This window comes from Duganella sp. BJB1802 (assembly GCF_013369445.1).
In the GTDB taxonomy this organism is placed as follows: Bacteria; Pseudomonadota; Gammaproteobacteria; order Burkholderiales; family Burkholderiaceae_D; genus Rugamonas; species Rugamonas vulcania_A.
The window spans coordinates 228,092-243,323 of record NZ_JABWEF010000011.1 but is presented as its reverse complement, the minus strand read 5'-3'; the positions used below and the strand labels follow the sequence as shown (position 1 = coordinate 243,323).

The following is a 15,232-nucleotide window of genomic DNA, read 5'->3' as shown; positions in this document are numbered from 1 at the left end:
TTTTGTGTGCGGACTCTAGGCTAGGCCAAAATTTTATTTGGCAGGCTCAGCCTTCCGAAGGGCCGCGGCCGGGGCCGCCTGGGCCGGGGCCTTGCGGCGGGCCGAAGCGGGGTTCGGTATGGTTGTCGGCGGCGCTCGCCGGGCCGCCGAGGCGGTATGACAGGCCCAGGTAGAACACCCGGCCGTCGAAGCGGCGCGTGCTGGTCTCGCGCAGCGTGGCGCTGTTGATGACGGTCTCCATCTTGTTGGTCTTGAACAGGTCGGTGACCGTGCCGACCAGGCTCAGGCGTGGCGTCACGGCCTGGCGCACGCTCAGGTTGAAGGTGTGGTTCGGCGAGCGGTAGCCCTGGCCGGACAGCGTCTTGCCCTGCATTTGCAGGGCCATCTGTACTTGCGTGGCGGCGCTGTAGGCGTAGTTCAGCCGCACGCGCCCGCTCAGAGAGTTGGCGCTGCGCGTGACCAGCGCGCCGCTGTCGTCCTGCGTGGTCTGCTGGCTGCGCGCCAGGTTGCCGCTGGAGTTGAGCGTCAGCGACGGCGTCAGCTTGCCGCTGACCGTGAACTCCAATCCGCTCGAGTGGCTGCCTTCGCCGTTCTGGCGCGTGGTCAGCAGCACGTTGTTGGCGATGAAGGTGCGGTAGTCGACGATGGCGTCGGTGTCCTTGCGGTAGTAGCCGCGCAGATTGGTCTCCAGCGCGCCGAACTTGGTCTCGTAGCCGACCTCGAACGAATCGGTCTTGGTCGGCTTGAGCATCGGATTGCCGGACGAGACGTTGAACTCGTCGCGGTACACCACGTAGGGATTGAGGTCGTTGGCGTTCGGACGGCGGATGCGGCGCGCGTACGCGAAGCGCATGTTGGCCGTCTCGGTCGCCTTGTAGGTGGCGAAGAAGCTCGGGATCAAATTGGTGTAGCTGTTCTTGGCCTCGACGCCGCTGGTGATCTGGTGGATGTCCATGTCGGTGTACTCGGTGCGCAGGCCGGCCAGCGCGCCCCAGCGGTCATTGAGCTTGAGCTGGTAGGAGCCGTACAGCGCCACCACGGTCTCCTCCAGGTCGAAGCGGTTGCTGCGCGCCGGATTGACCATGGCCGCCTGGGTCAGCGGATTGATGTCGGTGTACAGCGTGTCGAAGTTGTTCTTGTTGGTGGCGACCTTGTAGCCCGCCTTGAGGCTGCCGCCGGCCAGCGGCCGCTCGTAGTCGCCGGTGAAGTCGACGATGTGGGTGCTGTTGTCGTTGCGCTGGTTGGCGCGCGTGTTCGGCAGGCCGCCGGCCGCGTAGTCGTTGGCGTAGGCGCTGTTGCTGTCGTTCTCGGAGGCCGATACGCGCAGGTCGATCTTCAGCGTCTCGTTGGGCAGCGCGCCCTTGTGGTCGTAGCGCCCGCCCCAGCTGAAGTTCTTGGCGTCGCCGTCGCGCGCGGTGGTGCGTACGTAGTCGGTGGCCGGGAAGCCGGCGGTGGCGCCGTTGACGTAGTGGTCGATGCCGCGCTGGTCGTTGCCGCGCCCCATGTAGTTCGCGCTGGCGGTCAGCGTGTCGTTCTGGTCCAGGTTGTAGCTGACGGTGCCGTTGACGCCGCCCATGTCGTTCAGGCCCGCGCCGGACGAGGTCTGGCTGCTGTGCACGAAGGCGCCGGTGGCCGGGTCTAGCCGGTCGCGGCTGACGACGGCGGTGGAGTTGCGGCCGTCGTGGCGCACGTTGACGCCGCCCTGGAAGCCCCACGGTCCCTCGTTGTAGCTGCCGGACGCGGCGCTGTTGTAGCGGCCGGCGTAACCGCCGTTGGCGTTGACGTTGGCGAAGCCGCCCGGCTTGCGGTTGCGGCGCATCACCAGGTTGAGGATGGGGCCGCCGCCGGCCTCGTTGCCGAACTGCGCGCCGGGGTTGTTGATCACCTCGACCGATTCGACATCGTCGGCGTTCATCGCCTGCAGCGTGGCGCCGCGGTTGTCTCCCTGCAGCATGGCGGACGGCTTGCCGTCGACCAGGATCTGCACATTGGTGCTGCCGCGCAGCGTGACCGTGCCGTCCGGATCCACCGCCACCGAGGGCACGTTGTTGAGCGCGTCGGCGGCGGTGCCGTTGGTGCTGCTGATGTCGGACTTGACGTCGTACACCTGGCGGTCGATGCGGTTGGTCGGCCGTTCGCCGGCCACCGTGACCGACGGCACCACCGGCGCCGCTTCCTTCGGCTTGGCCGAGGTGGTGGGCTTGGCGGCCGGTTTGGCGGGCGGGGCCTGGTCCTGGGCGAGGGCGGTCAGCGGGGCGGCGAGGCAGGCGGTCAGGAAGATCTTGTGCATGGTGAATCGGGCCCGTGCGATGGCGCCGTCGAGTTCGTCGTTGAAAGGGTTGCTATTTTAGTTGGAACTCATGCGGTAATAATTGCTATTTACAATACTTTACTTGGCACCGGGAGGAGCGGCTAAAATGACGCCTCACACAGGAGAAGCATATGGCACGCGGCACCGCCCACATCGGCAAGGACAGTTACCAAACCACGATAGAAGTCAGCGGCCATACGCTGACCGGCGACGAGCCGGAGCGCAACGGCGGCCACGACGCGGGCCCGGCGCCGTACGATTTCGTGCTGGCCGGCTTGGGCGCGTGCACCGCGATCACGCTGCGCATGTACGCCGACCGCAAGCAGTGGCCGATGGACGCGGTCGATGTCGCCCTGCAGCTGACGCGCGACGAGAACGGCGCGATGATGGTCAAGCGCACGCTGTCCTTCACCGGCGCACTTGACGCCGAACAAAAATCCCGCATGGCCGAAATCGCCGAGAAGACGCCGGTGACGCTGACGCTGAAGGCGGGCATGGTGATCGACACGACCATCGGCTGACGGTCCGCTTTGCCCCGCACCTGACTTATATCAGAGCGCGCGGCGCTGAACGTTCAAGAATGTGCTTGAACTTCAGCGAGCGTGACATGAAGCAGACTCCTCTTGGCTCGGCAATACTTCGGCTGTTTGGCGACCTGGGCGAGCGCCTGGCGGAACGGTATGTCCCTGCAAATGCGGTCAGGGCATATTTGTTCGGTGGTTGCGCTGTTCATCAGTATGCTTCCGCTCGCGTTACGAGTGAGCGCCCTTGTCGGTTTGGATCCCTTGCCCCGAAGACCTGGCGATAACGAAGCTTGGCCGCCTTGCTCCCCTGGATTTGCTCGCATCATTGGAGCCGTACCGGCCGGCCTCGCCGCTAGTCACGGGTTATCAATGCAAAGACGTCCGCGCCATCGAATGGGGCGCCTCCGCCGATCTGATGCCGTTCGTCGAGGAACTGCTGCCCTACCAAACACGCCACTACGCCGCGACCATCTGAGCGGCAATCTTCCCCTCCCACCATCCGGCGACCACGCCGGATTTTTTTTGCCGACGCGGGAACTGACCAGCCGTGCATCGGTCTAATCAAGGCAAGTTGAGCCGTGCCACCGAAGTTTTCCGATTCGACCTTCTCTTCATGGGGATAGATATGGACTTGATTAAACGCTGGGCGGGGCTGCTTGCAGTCGCCGCTGGTTGTACCGTCTCCGCATCCGCCGCGCCGTTGCTGAACGAGGGCTTCAACGACGTCGGCACCCTGGCCGCCAACGGCTGGGTGTTCGTGAACAACAGCTCGCCGCCCGGCAGCACCGCGTGGTTCCAGGGCGTCCCCACGGTGTTTCCAGCGGCCACCGGCGCGGCCGATTCCTATATCGCCGCCAACCTCAACAACGCCACTTTCGGCGGCGCCATCAGCAACTGGTTGCTGACGCCGCAGCTGGCCGTGTCCAACGGCGAGTCGCTGAACTTTTCCCTGCGCCTGCTCGGCGAGGGCTTCCTCGACACGGTCGAAGTCTACCTCAGCACCAACGGCGCCAGCACCAGCCTGGGCGGATTCAATCTGCTGGGCGCGTTCGACTCGGCCACGGACACCGGCTGGCTCGACCGTTCCTTGCTGGTGGGCGGCCTGGCGGCGCCGGCCACCGGACGGTTTGCCTTCCGTTACGTCGTCGACGATACCCGCGTCAACGGCGACTACATCGGCATCGACAACGTCAGCGTGAACGCGGCGGCGATACCCACGCCAGGCACCGTCGCGCTCGTCGTGCTCGGCCTGTGCGCGCTGGCCGGCGTGTCCCGCAAACGCAAGCCGGCCAGCTGGCTGGCGTTGTCCGGCCTGGCCTTGATGGGAACGACAGTGCAGGCGCTGCCCGAGGATGGTGTGATGACTTTCCCTCACGTGAACGTGGTCACGCGGCAGGCAGCACCGCAACCGGCGGCCGGATGGGACGCCGGCGGACTCAAGGCCTACAAAGACCCCGCCACCGGCAAGCTGGGCGATCCCACACCCGAACAGGCCGCCGCGCTGGACGCCGCCATCCGCGCCGGCGCAGCCGGGCCGAAGGCGCGCGCCGCCGCGCCCAGGATGATCCGTCCGCCGCAGGGCGGCGTCGGCATGGTGCTGGACAATTCGCAAACCCCATACTCGATCGCGCCGCATGCCAAGGGAGAACAAAAATGAAACGCACCGTGACAGCCTTCATCGCGGCGGTGGCGCTGCTGTGTTCGTCCCTGGCCTGGGCGGCCGCGACCATCACCATTGTCAACGGCGACCCCGACGGCGTCGGCTTCAACGACGCCACGCCCGTGGCCCCGGTAGGCGGCAACGCCGGCACCACACTGGGCGCGCAGCGCCTGAACGCCTTCCAGGCGGCCGCCAGCAAATGGGGCGGCACCTTGACCAGCACCGTGCCGATCCGCATCCTCGCCACCTGGGAGGCGCTGCCGTGCAACGACGGCGGCGCGGTGCTCGGCTCGGCCGGCGCGCTCGAAGTGTTCTCGGACTTCGCCGGCGCGCCGGTGGCCAACGCCTGGTTCAGCAAGGCGGAAACCAACAAGTATCTCGGTGCGGACATCGATCCCGACTCGCCCGACATCCGCGCCCGCTTCAACGTCAACCTGGGGCAGCCGGGCTGTTTCACCGGCGTGCCGTTCTATCTCGGGCTGGACAACAATCACGGCGCGCTGGTCGACTTGGTGACGGTGCTGGAACATGAATTCGGCCATGGATTCGGTTTCCAGACCTACACCGATTCGGAGACCGGCGAACAGCTGGGCGGCATCCCCAGCATCTGGGACTACTTCCTGCTCGACACCGGCACCGGCAAGCTGTGGAAGGACATGAGCGATGCGGAACGGGTGGCGTCGGCGCTCAAGTCCGGCAAGCTGGCGTGGAATGGCGCCATTGTCAACCAGGCCGCGCGCACGGTGCTGCAGCAGGGCACGCCGGTGCTGACGGTGTTGGCGCCGGCCAGCGTCGCCGGCATCATCCAGGTCGGCACGGCCAGCTTCGGGCCGCCGCTGGCCAGCCCCGGCGTGACCGGCGAGGTGATGCCGGTGATCGATGCGCCGCCCGGCCAAGGCCTGGCCTGCGATCCGCTATCGCCCGCCAATGCGCTGGCCGTCAGGGGCCGCATCGCGCTGATCGACCGCGGCACGTGCACCTTCGTGGTCAAGGTCAGGCACGCTCAGGATGCCGGCGCCATCGGCGTCATCATCGCCGACAACGTGGCCGGCGCGCCGCCGCCCGGCCTGGGCGGCACCGATACCAGCATCGTGATCCCGGCCGTGCGCGTCACGCTGGACGATGGCAAGCGGCTCAAGTCGGCGCTGGCGACGCGCTCTCGCACGCACTCCGGCGTGTTTGCCAACCTCGGGGTGAACCTGGCGATACGCGCCGGCACCGATGCGGCCGGCCGCGTGCTGATGTACGCGCCCGATCCCAACCAGCCCGGATCGTCGGTGTCGCACTACGACGTCAGCGCGTTCCCGAACCAGCTGATGGAGCCGTCCATCAACGGCGACCTGACGCACGAGGTGGCGCCGCCGCGCGACCTGACGTTCCCGTTGCTCAGGGATATCGGCTGGTAGAAAGTTAGTTGATGGGCGCGCTGGTGACGTAGTCGACGATCAGGTCCGCCGCTTCGTCGGGGATGGTCATGAAGCGCGCCCCGTTGCGGTAGCGGCCGTGCGTGCCGATCAGGGCGCTGTGCAGCACCGTCAGCGTGACCTTGTTCTGGACCGGGCTGCCGGGAAAGCTGAAGGTCATCACATAACTGGTGTCGAGCGGCAGCGCATGGTCGCTGAGGAACGCCACGCCCATGCGGGAGATGTCGATGATCTGTGTGACGGCGGTGTTTTGGCCGTCCATGTCGCTGATATGCGCGTCAACCTGCAGCAATCGTCGTACATGTTCTCGTCTAGGGTCCATCAATTCATGCCAGGAAAAAACGACAGTATGACAGATTTGGACGCCTGCGATTGCAAGCTGGCGTGCGCTGTCGCACATACCGCGTGCACGGCGCCGATCAACAGCAACCTGTCGCCGCCGACTATCCAGGACAGTCCGCAACCGATCGAAGCGGCGCCGGCGCCGGACGGCGGATGCACGCCAGCGCCAGCAACGCCGCCAGCAACAGCAGCGCGGCCGATATCCCCATCGCCAGCCGCATGCCGATGAGGCCGTGACGGTCGGCCGCCACCAGCGCGCCGAAGGTCGCTACGCCCAGGGCGCCGCCAACCTGGCGCGCCGTGTTCAGCACAGCGGACGCCGTGCCGGCCTGGCCGCGTGCCACGCCGGACAAGATCGACGTCGTCATCGCCGGCACGGCCAGGCCCATGCCGGCCGGGATCAGCGCCAGTCCGGGCAGCATTTGCAGGAAGGTGGCGTCGTTCGATATGCCCAACCAGCCCAGCAGCGCGTAGCCGCTGGCGCCGATCGCGGCGCCGAGCACCATTGGCGTGCGCAGCCCGGTGCGTGGCGCCATCCACCCGCTGGCGATGTTGGACACGATGAAGGTGGCCGTCAACGGCAGGAACACCAGTCCCGCATGCAGCACGCTGAAGCCGCGCACCTTTTGCAGGTAGAAGCTGAGCACAAAGATCACGCCGTAGTACGAGAAATTCATCGCCACGCCGAACAGCACCGCGCCGGAGAAGGGCGCGCTGCGGAATAGCCCCAGCGGCAGCATGGGCGAACGGCTGCGCGCCTCGACGCGGATGAACAGCGCTCCCGCCACCACGGCGGCGGCCAGGCCGGCACGCACCAGCCAGTGCGACCCGCCCAAGGCCTCGAATTCGATCACGGCGCCGATCAAGCCAGTCAGCGCGACAACCGCCAGCACTTGCCCTGCCAGGTCCAGCGAGCGATGCGGATCGCGCCCGGCCAGCGCCGGCACCACGCGCCGCGTGAGCCAGAAGCCGGCCACGCAGATCGGCACATTGACCCAGAAGATGCTGCGCCAGCCGGCCAGCGACAACAGCAGCCCGCCCAGCACCGGCCCGGCCGCGATCGACACGCCGCCGGCGGCGGTCCACCAGGCGATGGCCTTGGCCAGCATGGCCTTGTCGTCGGCGTAGGCGGCGTTGAGGATGGCGAGTGAACTGGGCACCAGCAGCGCCGCGCCGACGCCTTGCAGCGCGCGGCCGACATTGAGCGCGGTGGCGTTGGGCGCCATCGCGCAGGCCAGCGAGGCCGCCGTGAACAGCGCGAATCCGGTCAGGAAGGTGCGGCGCGAGCCGAACTTGTCGCCCAGCGCGCCGGCGGAAAGCAGGAACACGGCGAAGCCCAGCGTGTAGGCGTCCACCACCCACTGCAGGGCCGCCACGTCCGCGCCGAGTTCGCGGCCGATCTGCGGCAGCGCGACGTTGACGATGGTGACGTCCAGCTGGACGATGATGAAGGCGAAGCTGCAAGCGAGGAGAATGGCGCGGTCGGTTTTCATGCCTGAACTATAGGATGGTTTGACTATTTAAAAAAATGAATAATAATGAAGCCATCTATCTCATTTTAAGAATCGACTATGGAACTCTCCGCCCTGCGTATTTTCAAGGCGGTCGCCGAGGAGGGCAGCGTCACGCTGGCCGCCTCGCGGCTGAACCGCGTGCAGTCCAACGTCTCGGCGCGCTTGACGCAGCTGGAGGAATCGCTGGGCGTGCCGCTGTTTCATCGCTCCGGCCGCAAGCTGCAGATCACGGCCGAGGGCACGCGCCTGCTGGCCTACGCCGACCGCCTGCTGCAACTGGCCGACGAAGCACAAGCCGCCGTGCAGCTGGACCAGCGCCCGTCCGGCCAGCTGCGTATCGGTTCGATGGAGACCACCGCCGCCGCGCGCCTGCCGCAAGTGCTGGCCGCCTTCAACCGCAAGCATCCGCAAGTGGACCTGATCCTGGACACCGCGCCCACCGACCAGCTGCTGGACGGTGTGTTGAAGCACCGGCTGGACGTGGCGCTGGTGGCCGGCCCGGTGCCGCACGCCGAACTGGCGCAGCAGCCGGTGTTTGAAGAGGAACTGGTGCTGATCACCTGCCACGGCCATCCGCCGGTGGCGTCGCCGCAGGACCTGGTCCGCCGCACCCTGCTGGTGTTCCGTAGCGGCTGTACCTACAGGCGCCGTTTGGAGGCGTGGTTCGCGGAGGGCGGCGTGGCGCCGGCGCGCGTGTCGGAATTCGGCACCTTCGAGGCGATCCTCGGCTGCGTGGCCGCCGGCATGGGTGTGGCGCTGATGCCCAGGGAGGTGCTCAACCAGCGCAAGCTGGCCAAGACCATACGCCAGCACGAACTGCCGCCGGACATCGCCCGCGTCGAGACGCTGCTGGTCTGGCGCAAGGACGTGCTGCACCATCCGGCCCGCAGCGCCTTTGCGGACAGCCTGGCCTAGCGGCGCGCCACCTTCTCGACCAGGAAGTCGACAAAGGTGCGGACCCGCAGCGACAAGTGGCGCGCGTGCGGATACAGCAGGAAGAAGGGTCGCGAGGTGCCGCCATGTTGCGGCAGCAGTTCGACCAGGTCGCCGCGCGCCAAGTCATGCTCGATGATAAAGCGGTAGGTGTGCGTCAGGCCCGCTCCCGCGCGCGCCAGCGTGACGGTGCCCAGTATGTCCTCCGAACAGCTCAAGCCGCCGTTGGTGACCATGTCGATCGCCGCGCCATCCTGCATGAACTGCCACGGAACCCGCTTGCCGGTGCTGGGCAGCTCGAACTGGATGCATTCGTGCTTGTCCAGATCCTCCAGCTTGCGCGGCTTGCCGTGGCGCTTCAGGTAGGCGGGCGACGCGGCCAGCACCAGCTCCGCGTCCTCCAGTTTGCGCGCGATGAGGTTGGAGTCGGCCGGCGCGCGCCCGCGTATCGCCAGGTCGTAGCCCTCGTCCGCGAAGTCGATGTTGCGGTTGCTGACGTGGATATCGAGCGTCACTTCCGGGTACTTCCTGCGGAACTCGCCCAGCAGCGGCAGCAGGCGGTAATGTGCGTAGGGCGTCGGCGCGCTGATGCGCAGCACGCCGGCCGGCTTGGCCTGGGCGCCCGTGACCTGGCGCTCCGCGTCCGTCAGTTGAGCGAGCGCCTGCCGGCATTGCTCGAAGTAGACGCGGCCGCCGTCCGTCAAGCGGATCTGGCGCGTGGTGCGTACGAACAGGCGCACGCCCAGCCGTTCCTCCAGCCGGGCGATGGAGCGGCTGACCGCCGCCGGCGTCACCCCGGCCGCCGTGGCCGCCGCGGTAAAACTGCCCAATTCCGCCGCAAAGCAAAACAGCTCGATGCTGCCCAGCAGGACGTCGTCGAAATAGCGCTTCATGGCGGCCTTATTGATTACATGGTGTATCAATTATCTTGCATCGCGGCGCATTTATCAACGCCGGAGTCATAAGTATAGTGGTCTGCATGGCGTCGTTGAACGCCCCAACCAGAACCTGAAGGAGTACCACCATGAAAACAGTCATCGTCACCGGCGCATCGAGCGGTATCGGCTTCGCCATCGCGGAGGCTTACCTGAAACGCGGCTACAACGTGGTCGGCAACGCCCGCTCGCTGGACCGCCTGCAAACCGCCGCCGCGCAATGGGGCAATCCGGCGAACTTCCTGCCCGTTGCCGGCGACATCGCCGATCCGGCCACCGCCGCCGAGTTGTTCGCCCGCGCCGTCGCCGCCTTCGGCAAGGTCGATGTGCTGATCAATAACGCCGGCATCTTCATCGCCAAGCCCGTCGCCGACTACACGCAGGAAGAGGTGAAGTCCATCGTCGACACCAACCTGATGGGATTCTTCTACCCGTCGCAGGAAGCGGCGCGGCACATGGGCGCCAACCGCTCCGGCCATATCGTCACCATCACCGCCAGCCTGGCGTTGCAGCCGACCGCCAAGGTGCCGGCGCTGCTGCCGATCCTGATCAAGGGCGGCCTGAATAGCGCCACGCGCGGCCTGGCGCTGGAGCTGGCCGGGTCCAACGTCAAGGTCAACGCGGTGGCGCCCGGCATCATCGATACGCCGATGCACGGCAAGGACGAGGGCACGCGAAGCTTCCTGAAGGCGCTGTCGCCGAGCGGCGAAATGGGTGGCGTGCGGGATGTGGTGGAGGCGGTGCTGTACCTGACCGAATCGGGCTTCACCAGCGGCGCCGTGCTGCCGGTCGACGGCGGCGCCACCGCCGGCACCTGGTAAGGAGCCGCGCCATGCCCTACGTGAATATCCGCGTGACCAATGAAGGCGTAACGGCGGCCCAGAAGCTGGAGCTGATCGAAGGCGCTACCGACTTGCTCAGCCGCGTGCTGGGCAAGGATCCGGCCACCACCGTCGTCATCATCGATGAAGTGGAAACCGACAACTGGGGCCTGAACCGCGAGAGCATCACCATGCGCCGGCGGCGTCCCAAGTCGGCGGTGTGAGCGGAGCTTGATTCCGCTCACGCGGAGTGGATTTTTGAGAGATTGTGGCGCCTAAAACGGGTCCAAAATGGACCCGCCACCTTCGACGAAAGGTCCATGATGCACGCCTCCGTTTCCCCCGCAGCCAAGGGCGCCGCTCCGGCTTCAGCCCGCGGTGTGCTCCAGCGCAAATGTTCGTGTGCGGCGTCCGGCACCAGCTGCGCGCGCTGCGAGGGCGGGCGGCCGCCGGTGCAGCGCAAGCCCAGCGGCCCGCCGGCCGGGCCGGGCGTGCCGCCTGCGGTCGACCGCGTGCTGGCCTCGCCCGGCCGCGCGCTCGACCCGTCCAGCCGGGCGACGATGGAGCGCGGCTTCGGGCGCGACTTTTCCCACGTCCGTATCCACAGCGGCGAGGCTGCGGCCGAGTCGGCGCGCGCGGTGCGGGCGCATGCCTACACGGTGGGCGACCATATCGTGCTCGGCGACGGCGTCGGTTCCTTGCATGGCGGCAGCGGTCGCGATCTGCTGGCGCACGAGCTGGCGCACGTGGTGCAGCAATCGGGCGGCGGCGGTGGCGCGCAGCCGGAGGCGCTGGAGCAGGAGGCCGACCGTGCGGCGCAAGCGATCGGCGGCGGCGTGCCGTTCGAGGTGCGGGGCAGCGCCGCGCCGTCCGTGCAGCGCAAGGCCGACGACTCGACCACCGAATTTTTGAAGCAGAAGGCCATCGAAGGCGCGTTGTCCGCCCTTGGCCTGAACTCGACGGCCTTGAAGCTGGTGGGCGCCGGCATCGGCGGCGCCATCGAGGGGTTCCGCACCCAATGGACCGACGGCGGCACCGGCCAGCGCCTGGGCAAGCATCTGTCGGAGTTTTCCCTGAAGGATGTGCCGGCGTTGTTGAGCGGCTACGTCCAAGGCGTGATCCAGGGCGTGGTCAGTCCGATCACCGACCTGTTCTCCTTGTTTGTGCTGATGGAGCAGGGCCGCGACTTCGCCGCCAAGCTGGCGGAGAGCGCGCTGTTCGGCAAGAGCGGCCAGCAGGCCGAGCTGGACGCGATCCTGCAATCGATAGCCGAGCTCGTCGCGCCGATGCGGGCCGTGGTGCAGGAGATGAAGAGTCATCCGCTGGCCACGCTGAAGTCGCTGTTGGAGTTCGCCTCGTCGCAGGGCCCGATGATGGGCAAGATGGAGGACATGGCCACCAACGCCGGCCTGAGCGGCGGCAAGGCCATCGCCCTGTCGCTGGAGGAGCCTTGGGAGAAAAAGGAGAAGAAGGAAGAACCCAAGTTCAGCATTTGGAAGCAGCCGGCGCAATGGGCCAATCAGAAGCTGGAGCAGGCGGGCGAGGCTTTGCTGTCCGGGCCGTGGGGGCGGGTCGGCAACAAGGCGGGCTATGCGCTCGGCTTCGCGGTGGTGCAGATCGTGTTGCTGGTGTTCTCGGATGGTATCGGTAATTTCATCGCGTCCATCGGCCGTGGCATGACCACCATCGCCAAGGCCGGCACCTTGCTGGGCAAGACGCTGGAAGGCGTGGGCAAGTTTGTCCAGGCGGCCGGCGCCGGCATCCGCGCGGTCGAGGAAGCGGTGGCGGCGGTGATTGGCTTCCTGTCCAAGCCGCTGCTGCCGGTGCTGGAGCCGCTGATGAAACCGTTCGGCAAGGTCATGGACCGGCTGTCGAAGTTCCTGCGCAAGCTGTTTGGCGTGGCCGAGAAGGAGTCCGCTCATTTGGCAGCCACCGCCGTCGCCAAGACCGAAGGCGCGCTGGTCCACGCGCCCGCGCCACCCACGCCGCCGCATGCGCCCGCAGCCGCACCGGCGCAGCCCCACGCGCCCGCAGCCGCGCCCAAGCCGGCGCCGCACGCGGCCGACATCCATGCCGGGAAAGCCGTGCCGCCACCCGACGTCGGCGCGGCCAAGGCGGCGCATGTGGACGCGGCTCCTGCGCCCAAGCCACATGCGGATGCTCCACCGGCGGCCAAGGCGCGTGCCGACAGCCGGCCGGCCGCCACGCCACATGCCGACACTCCGCCGGCCGCCACGCCCAAGCCGGCCGACAAGCCACATGCCGATGCGGCCGTCCAGGCCAAACCCGGCCCCGCCGACGGCCGCGGCAAGATCATGGCCGACGAGCCGGTGGACGGCCATCACCTGCGCGTGCGCGAAGGAGGCCAGATCGAACTGTGCAGCCCCGAACCATGCCCGCTGCTGGAGCACATCTACGGCGACATCATCGGCGGCAGCGTACCGATGAAGGCCGAGATGAAGGCGATCCAGGCGCTGCGCAAGTCCAATCCCAAGCTGGCGGCGAAGCGCACGGCCGCGCTGAAGAAACAGCTCGATGCGATCGCCAGCAAGCACGCGCCGAACCAGAAGGCGCTGGACAAGGAGTACGAAGGGTTCATGGACTGGGTCCGGGAGGAAGGCGGCGATCCATCCAAAATGGTGAAGCGCCGCCCCGGCAAGACCTCCGGCTCGACCGCGCCGGCGGGCGATCCGCTGGCGCAGGACATCGGCTTCGACATCGACGAGATCAAGCCGGTGGGCGGCAAGTTCGACCTGCAAGGCAAGCCGGTGCCGTTCGACGAGCGCATGAAGGCCGCCACCGCGCTGGAGAATCGCGAGATCAAGGACTCGCTGACCAATCAGCGCACCAAGGGCGTGCGCCGCGACCCGCGTGACGCCGCGCGCCTGGCGCAGGAACCGAAGGTGGTGTCGCTGAAGCCCGGCTCCGGCGGCAAAAAAGCCGCCGGCAACGAACACCTGGCGTTCTTCGACCGGCGCCTGGACGAAATCGAAGAGTTCCGCGTGGTGCACGACAAGGTGTTGCGCAAGGTGCAGCAGGAGCCCGGCTTGACGCCGGGCGAAGTGAAGGAGAGGCTGAACGCCGGCATACGGGAAGAGTTCAAGCACCCGACCACGCCGGAGGGCGAGGTCATCGCGGGCGCCATCGAGCGCGGCGGCTTCGGCTACGTGGAAGTGACCGCGCCGAACGGCAAGAAGATGACGGTGCTGCGCGCATTGACCGAGCAGGAGCTGATCAGCCGTGGCTACGTGTTCAGCAAGCGCGGCGGCTGGATCAAGACCAGGTGATGCGCCGTCATTCCCCTTGCGCGGCGATGGCCAGCGGCGCGCCCTCCGCCAGTTGCTCCAGCGCCGGCCGGCACTGCACCACGAAGCCGCGCTGGCCCAGCGATATCCAGCCGTTGCGTTTCAGCGCGCTGAGCGTGCGGCTGACCGTGGCCGGCGTCAGGCCCAGGTAGTCGCTGATGTCCTGGCGCGACATCGGCAGCGGCGAGTGCATCTCCTGCGACGGCGCTTGCGGCGCCGGTCCCGCGCGCTGCAGCAGGAACATCACGATGCGCTGGCAGGCGCCGGCGCTGCGCAGGATGGCGGCGGCCAGCTGCTGGCGGTCGATCTCGCGACTCAGCATCGCGCTGAACAGGTCGCAGCTGTACGGTTCCTCGTCCATCAATTCGGCCAGGTGGCGATACTCCACCACGTCGACCTGGCAATCGGTCAGCGCCACGGCGGACGCGTGCCGGTATTGCTCGCCGATCGTGTCGACGCCCAGCCAGTCGCCGGGGCGCGCGAACTCGATGATGCGCTGCATGCCGTCGTCGCAGGTCTGGTACAGCTTCAGGTGGCCGGCGCGCACGAAGTGCAGCGCGCCGCCGACTTCCTCTCCCTGGCGGAACAACTGCTCGCCGCGTCCCAGCGTCAGCTGGCTGCCGAGCGCCCACTGGGTCAGTTCCAACGATGTCATGACGTCACCAGCCCTGGCGATGCCGCATGGCCGAGCGCCATGTGGTGCAGCGCGTCCATGTCGAGCAGTTTGATATCGCGCCGGCGCAGTTCGAACAAGGCGCGCTTCTTGAACAGCAGCAGCAGGCGGCTGACGCATTCGGCGGTGACGCCCAGGTAGCTGGCGATATCGCAGCGCGACATCGGCAGGCGGAATTGTTCCGGCACGTGGCCGTAATCGGCGCGGCGCTGCGACAGCGACAGCAGCAGGTCGGCCATGCGCTGCTCGGCGTGGGTGTTGCGCAGCATGAGGGCGGCGCGCTGTTCGCGGCGGATCTCGCGGCTCAGCAAGGCATGCAGGCTGGCGCGCATCACGGGGCGGCGGCGTCCTTCGAAGGCGTGCCGGTTCCAGTTGATGCTGCACACCTCGCTGTCCTCCAGGGCGATGACGGTGTTGGCGTGCGCCCGCCGGTCCAGCGCATCCAGGCCGAGGAAGTCCGGCGCCAGCGCGAAGCCGATGATTTGTTCCGGTCCCTTGGTGGCGGCCCGCAGCACCTTGAAGCTGCCGGAGCGGATGTTGAAGATATGATCGCTGACCGCGTCGCCCGCCTGATAGAGGGCGGCGTGGCGCTCGATGCGGATGCGCTGGCTGGCATCGCGGTTGCCCGCCGCCGCGCCCACGCACATCATCCGGTGTTCACATTCGCTGCAGTTGTTGCGCTCGATTGAGGTGCTCATGTTTTCCTACTTTTACTTTTTTGTACGATGAGATCATGGTAGAGATGTGTAACTGGCGTTTCCTTGATCCAGATCAATTAATTTCTTGATTA

The 15,232-nt window shown here is 67.1% G+C and carries 14 protein-coding genes; 8 read left to right on the top strand and 6 right to left on the bottom strand.

Annotation, left to right across the window (positions count from 1 at the left end; genetic code table 11):
- Positions 1-46: 46 nt before the first annotated feature.
- Positions 47-2,290, bottom strand: a complete 2,244-nt coding sequence (locus tag HUX88_RS18705; RefSeq protein ID WP_176362737.1) for an outer membrane beta-barrel family protein — start codon at positions 2,288-2,290, stop codon at positions 47-49.
- Positions 2,291-2,442: 152 nt separating this feature from the next.
- On the opposite strand from HUX88_RS18705, the gene HUX88_RS18700 reads away from it, so the two are divergent.
- The 4 genes from HUX88_RS18700 (at position 2,443) to HUX88_RS18685 (ending at position 5,901) form a co-directional block, all read left to right on the top strand.
- Positions 2,443-2,832, top strand: coding sequence for an OsmC family protein (locus HUX88_RS18700; protein WP_161092355.1), 390 nt, complete (start codon positions 2,443-2,445; stop codon positions 2,830-2,832).
- 316 nt (positions 2,833-3,148) lie between these two features.
- Positions 3,149-3,310 (top strand): hypothetical protein, encoded by a 162-nt coding sequence (locus tag HUX88_RS18695; RefSeq protein ID WP_217916369.1) that lies wholly within the window; start codon positions 3,149-3,151, stop codon positions 3,308-3,310.
- Positions 3,311-3,460: 150 nt separating this feature from the next.
- Entirely contained in the window at positions 3,461-4,492 is a 1,032-nt protein-coding gene (locus tag HUX88_RS18690; RefSeq protein WP_176362735.1) for a choice-of-anchor J domain-containing protein, read from the top strand.
- A complete protein-coding gene (locus tag HUX88_RS18685; protein ID WP_176362734.1) occupies positions 4,489-5,901 on the top strand; it encodes a PA domain-containing protein in 1,413 nt (470 codons plus the stop codon). Before HUX88_RS18690 ends, HUX88_RS18685 begins: the two co-directional genes overlap by 4 nt.
- 4 nt (positions 5,902-5,905) lie before the next feature.
- On the opposite strand, the gene HUX88_RS18680 is transcribed toward HUX88_RS18685, so the two are convergent.
- The gene (locus tag HUX88_RS18680) at positions 5,906-6,241 is read right to left on the bottom strand and encodes a PilZ domain-containing protein (RefSeq protein ID WP_176362733.1); all 336 of its coding nucleotides are present in this window, start codon (positions 6,239-6,241) and stop codon (positions 5,906-5,908) included.
- Positions 6,242-6,362: 121 nt separating this feature from the next.
- Complete coding sequence (locus HUX88_RS18675) at positions 6,363-7,754, bottom strand: MFS transporter (protein WP_176362732.1); 1,392 nt, start codon at positions 7,752-7,754, stop codon at positions 6,363-6,365.
- A 78-nt stretch (positions 7,755-7,832) separates the two neighbouring features.
- Between HUX88_RS18675 and HUX88_RS18670 the strand changes: the two genes are divergently transcribed.
- A complete protein-coding gene (locus HUX88_RS18670) occupies positions 7,833-8,690 on the top strand; it encodes a LysR family transcriptional regulator (RefSeq protein ID WP_176362731.1) in 858 nt (285 codons plus the stop codon).
- On the opposite strand, the gene HUX88_RS18665 is transcribed toward HUX88_RS18670, so the two are convergent.
- Positions 8,687-9,601: a LysR family transcriptional regulator gene (locus HUX88_RS18665; RefSeq protein WP_176362730.1), complete on the bottom strand. Its 915-nt coding sequence runs from the start codon at positions 9,599-9,601 to the stop codon at positions 8,687-8,689. The two genes, HUX88_RS18670 and HUX88_RS18665, sit on opposite strands and share 4 nt — an antisense overlap.
- Positions 9,602-9,732: 131 nt before the next feature.
- Here HUX88_RS18665 and HUX88_RS18660 point away from each other — a divergent pair, with 131 nt between their 5' ends.
- From HUX88_RS18660 to HUX88_RS18650, 3 genes are all read left to right on the top strand, one after another.
- Positions 9,733-10,464: an SDR family NAD(P)-dependent oxidoreductase gene (locus HUX88_RS18660; protein WP_176362729.1), complete on the top strand. Its 732-nt coding sequence runs from the start codon at positions 9,733-9,735 to the stop codon at positions 10,462-10,464.
- A gap of 11 nt (positions 10,465-10,475) precedes the next feature.
- Positions 10,476-10,688, top strand: coding sequence for a 2-hydroxymuconate tautomerase family protein (locus HUX88_RS18655; protein WP_117010469.1), 213 nt, complete (start codon positions 10,476-10,478; stop codon positions 10,686-10,688).
- Positions 10,689-10,784: 96 nt separating this feature from the next.
- A complete protein-coding gene (locus HUX88_RS18650; RefSeq protein ID WP_176362728.1) occupies positions 10,785-13,751 on the top strand; it encodes a DUF4157 domain-containing protein in 2,967 nt (988 codons plus the stop codon).
- 7 nt (positions 13,752-13,758) lie between these two features.
- Here HUX88_RS18650 and HUX88_RS18645 read toward each other — a convergent pair whose 3' ends face one another.
- Positions 13,759-14,424, bottom strand: coding sequence for a Crp/Fnr family transcriptional regulator (locus HUX88_RS18645; RefSeq protein ID WP_117010471.1), 666 nt, complete (start codon positions 14,422-14,424; stop codon positions 13,759-13,761).
- Positions 14,421-15,140, bottom strand: a complete 720-nt coding sequence (locus HUX88_RS18640) for a helix-turn-helix domain-containing protein (protein WP_117010472.1) — start codon at positions 15,138-15,140, stop codon at positions 14,421-14,423. The genes HUX88_RS18645 and HUX88_RS18640 overlap by 4 nt, the downstream gene beginning before the upstream one ends.
- Positions 15,141-15,232 lie beyond the last annotated feature (92 nt).

Bases quoted from the DNA above. Each gene is read 5' to 3' on its own strand.
- HUX88_RS18705 (WP_176362737.1), bottom strand. From the start codon at position 2,290: ATGCACAAGATCTTCCTGACCGCCTGCCTCGCCGCCCCGCTGACCGCC.
- HUX88_RS18700 (WP_161092355.1), top strand. From the start codon at position 2,443: ATGGCACGCGGCACCGCCCACATCGGCAAGGACAGTTACCAAACCACG.
- HUX88_RS18690 (WP_176362735.1), top strand. From the start codon at position 3,461: ATGGACTTGATTAAACGCTGGGCGGGGCTGCTTGCAGTCGCCGCTGGT.
- HUX88_RS18685 (WP_176362734.1), top strand. From the start codon at position 4,489: ATGAAACGCACCGTGACAGCCTTCATCGCGGCGGTGGCGCTGCTGTGT.
- HUX88_RS18680 (WP_176362733.1), bottom strand. From the start codon at position 6,241: ATGGACCCTAGACGAGAACATGTACGACGATTGCTGCAGGTTGACGCG.
- HUX88_RS18675 (WP_176362732.1), bottom strand. From the start codon at position 7,754: ATGAAAACCGACCGCGCCATTCTCCTCGCTTGCAGCTTCGCCTTCATC.
- HUX88_RS18670 (WP_176362731.1), top strand. From the start codon at position 7,833: ATGGAACTCTCCGCCCTGCGTATTTTCAAGGCGGTCGCCGAGGAGGGC.
- HUX88_RS18665 (WP_176362730.1), bottom strand. From the start codon at position 9,601: ATGAAGCGCTATTTCGACGACGTCCTGCTGGGCAGCATCGAGCTGTTT.
- HUX88_RS18660 (WP_176362729.1), top strand. From the start codon at position 9,733: ATGAAAACAGTCATCGTCACCGGCGCATCGAGCGGTATCGGCTTCGCC.
- HUX88_RS18655 (WP_117010469.1), top strand. From the start codon at position 10,476: ATGCCCTACGTGAATATCCGCGTGACCAATGAAGGCGTAACGGCGGCC.
- HUX88_RS18650 (WP_176362728.1), top strand. From the start codon at position 10,785: ATGATGCACGCCTCCGTTTCCCCCGCAGCCAAGGGCGCCGCTCCGGCT.
- HUX88_RS18645 (WP_117010471.1), bottom strand. From the start codon at position 14,424: ATGACATCGTTGGAACTGACCCAGTGGGCGCTCGGCAGCCAGCTGACG.
- HUX88_RS18640 (WP_117010472.1), bottom strand. From the start codon at position 15,140: ATGAGCACCTCAATCGAGCGCAACAACTGCAGCGAATGTGAACACCGG.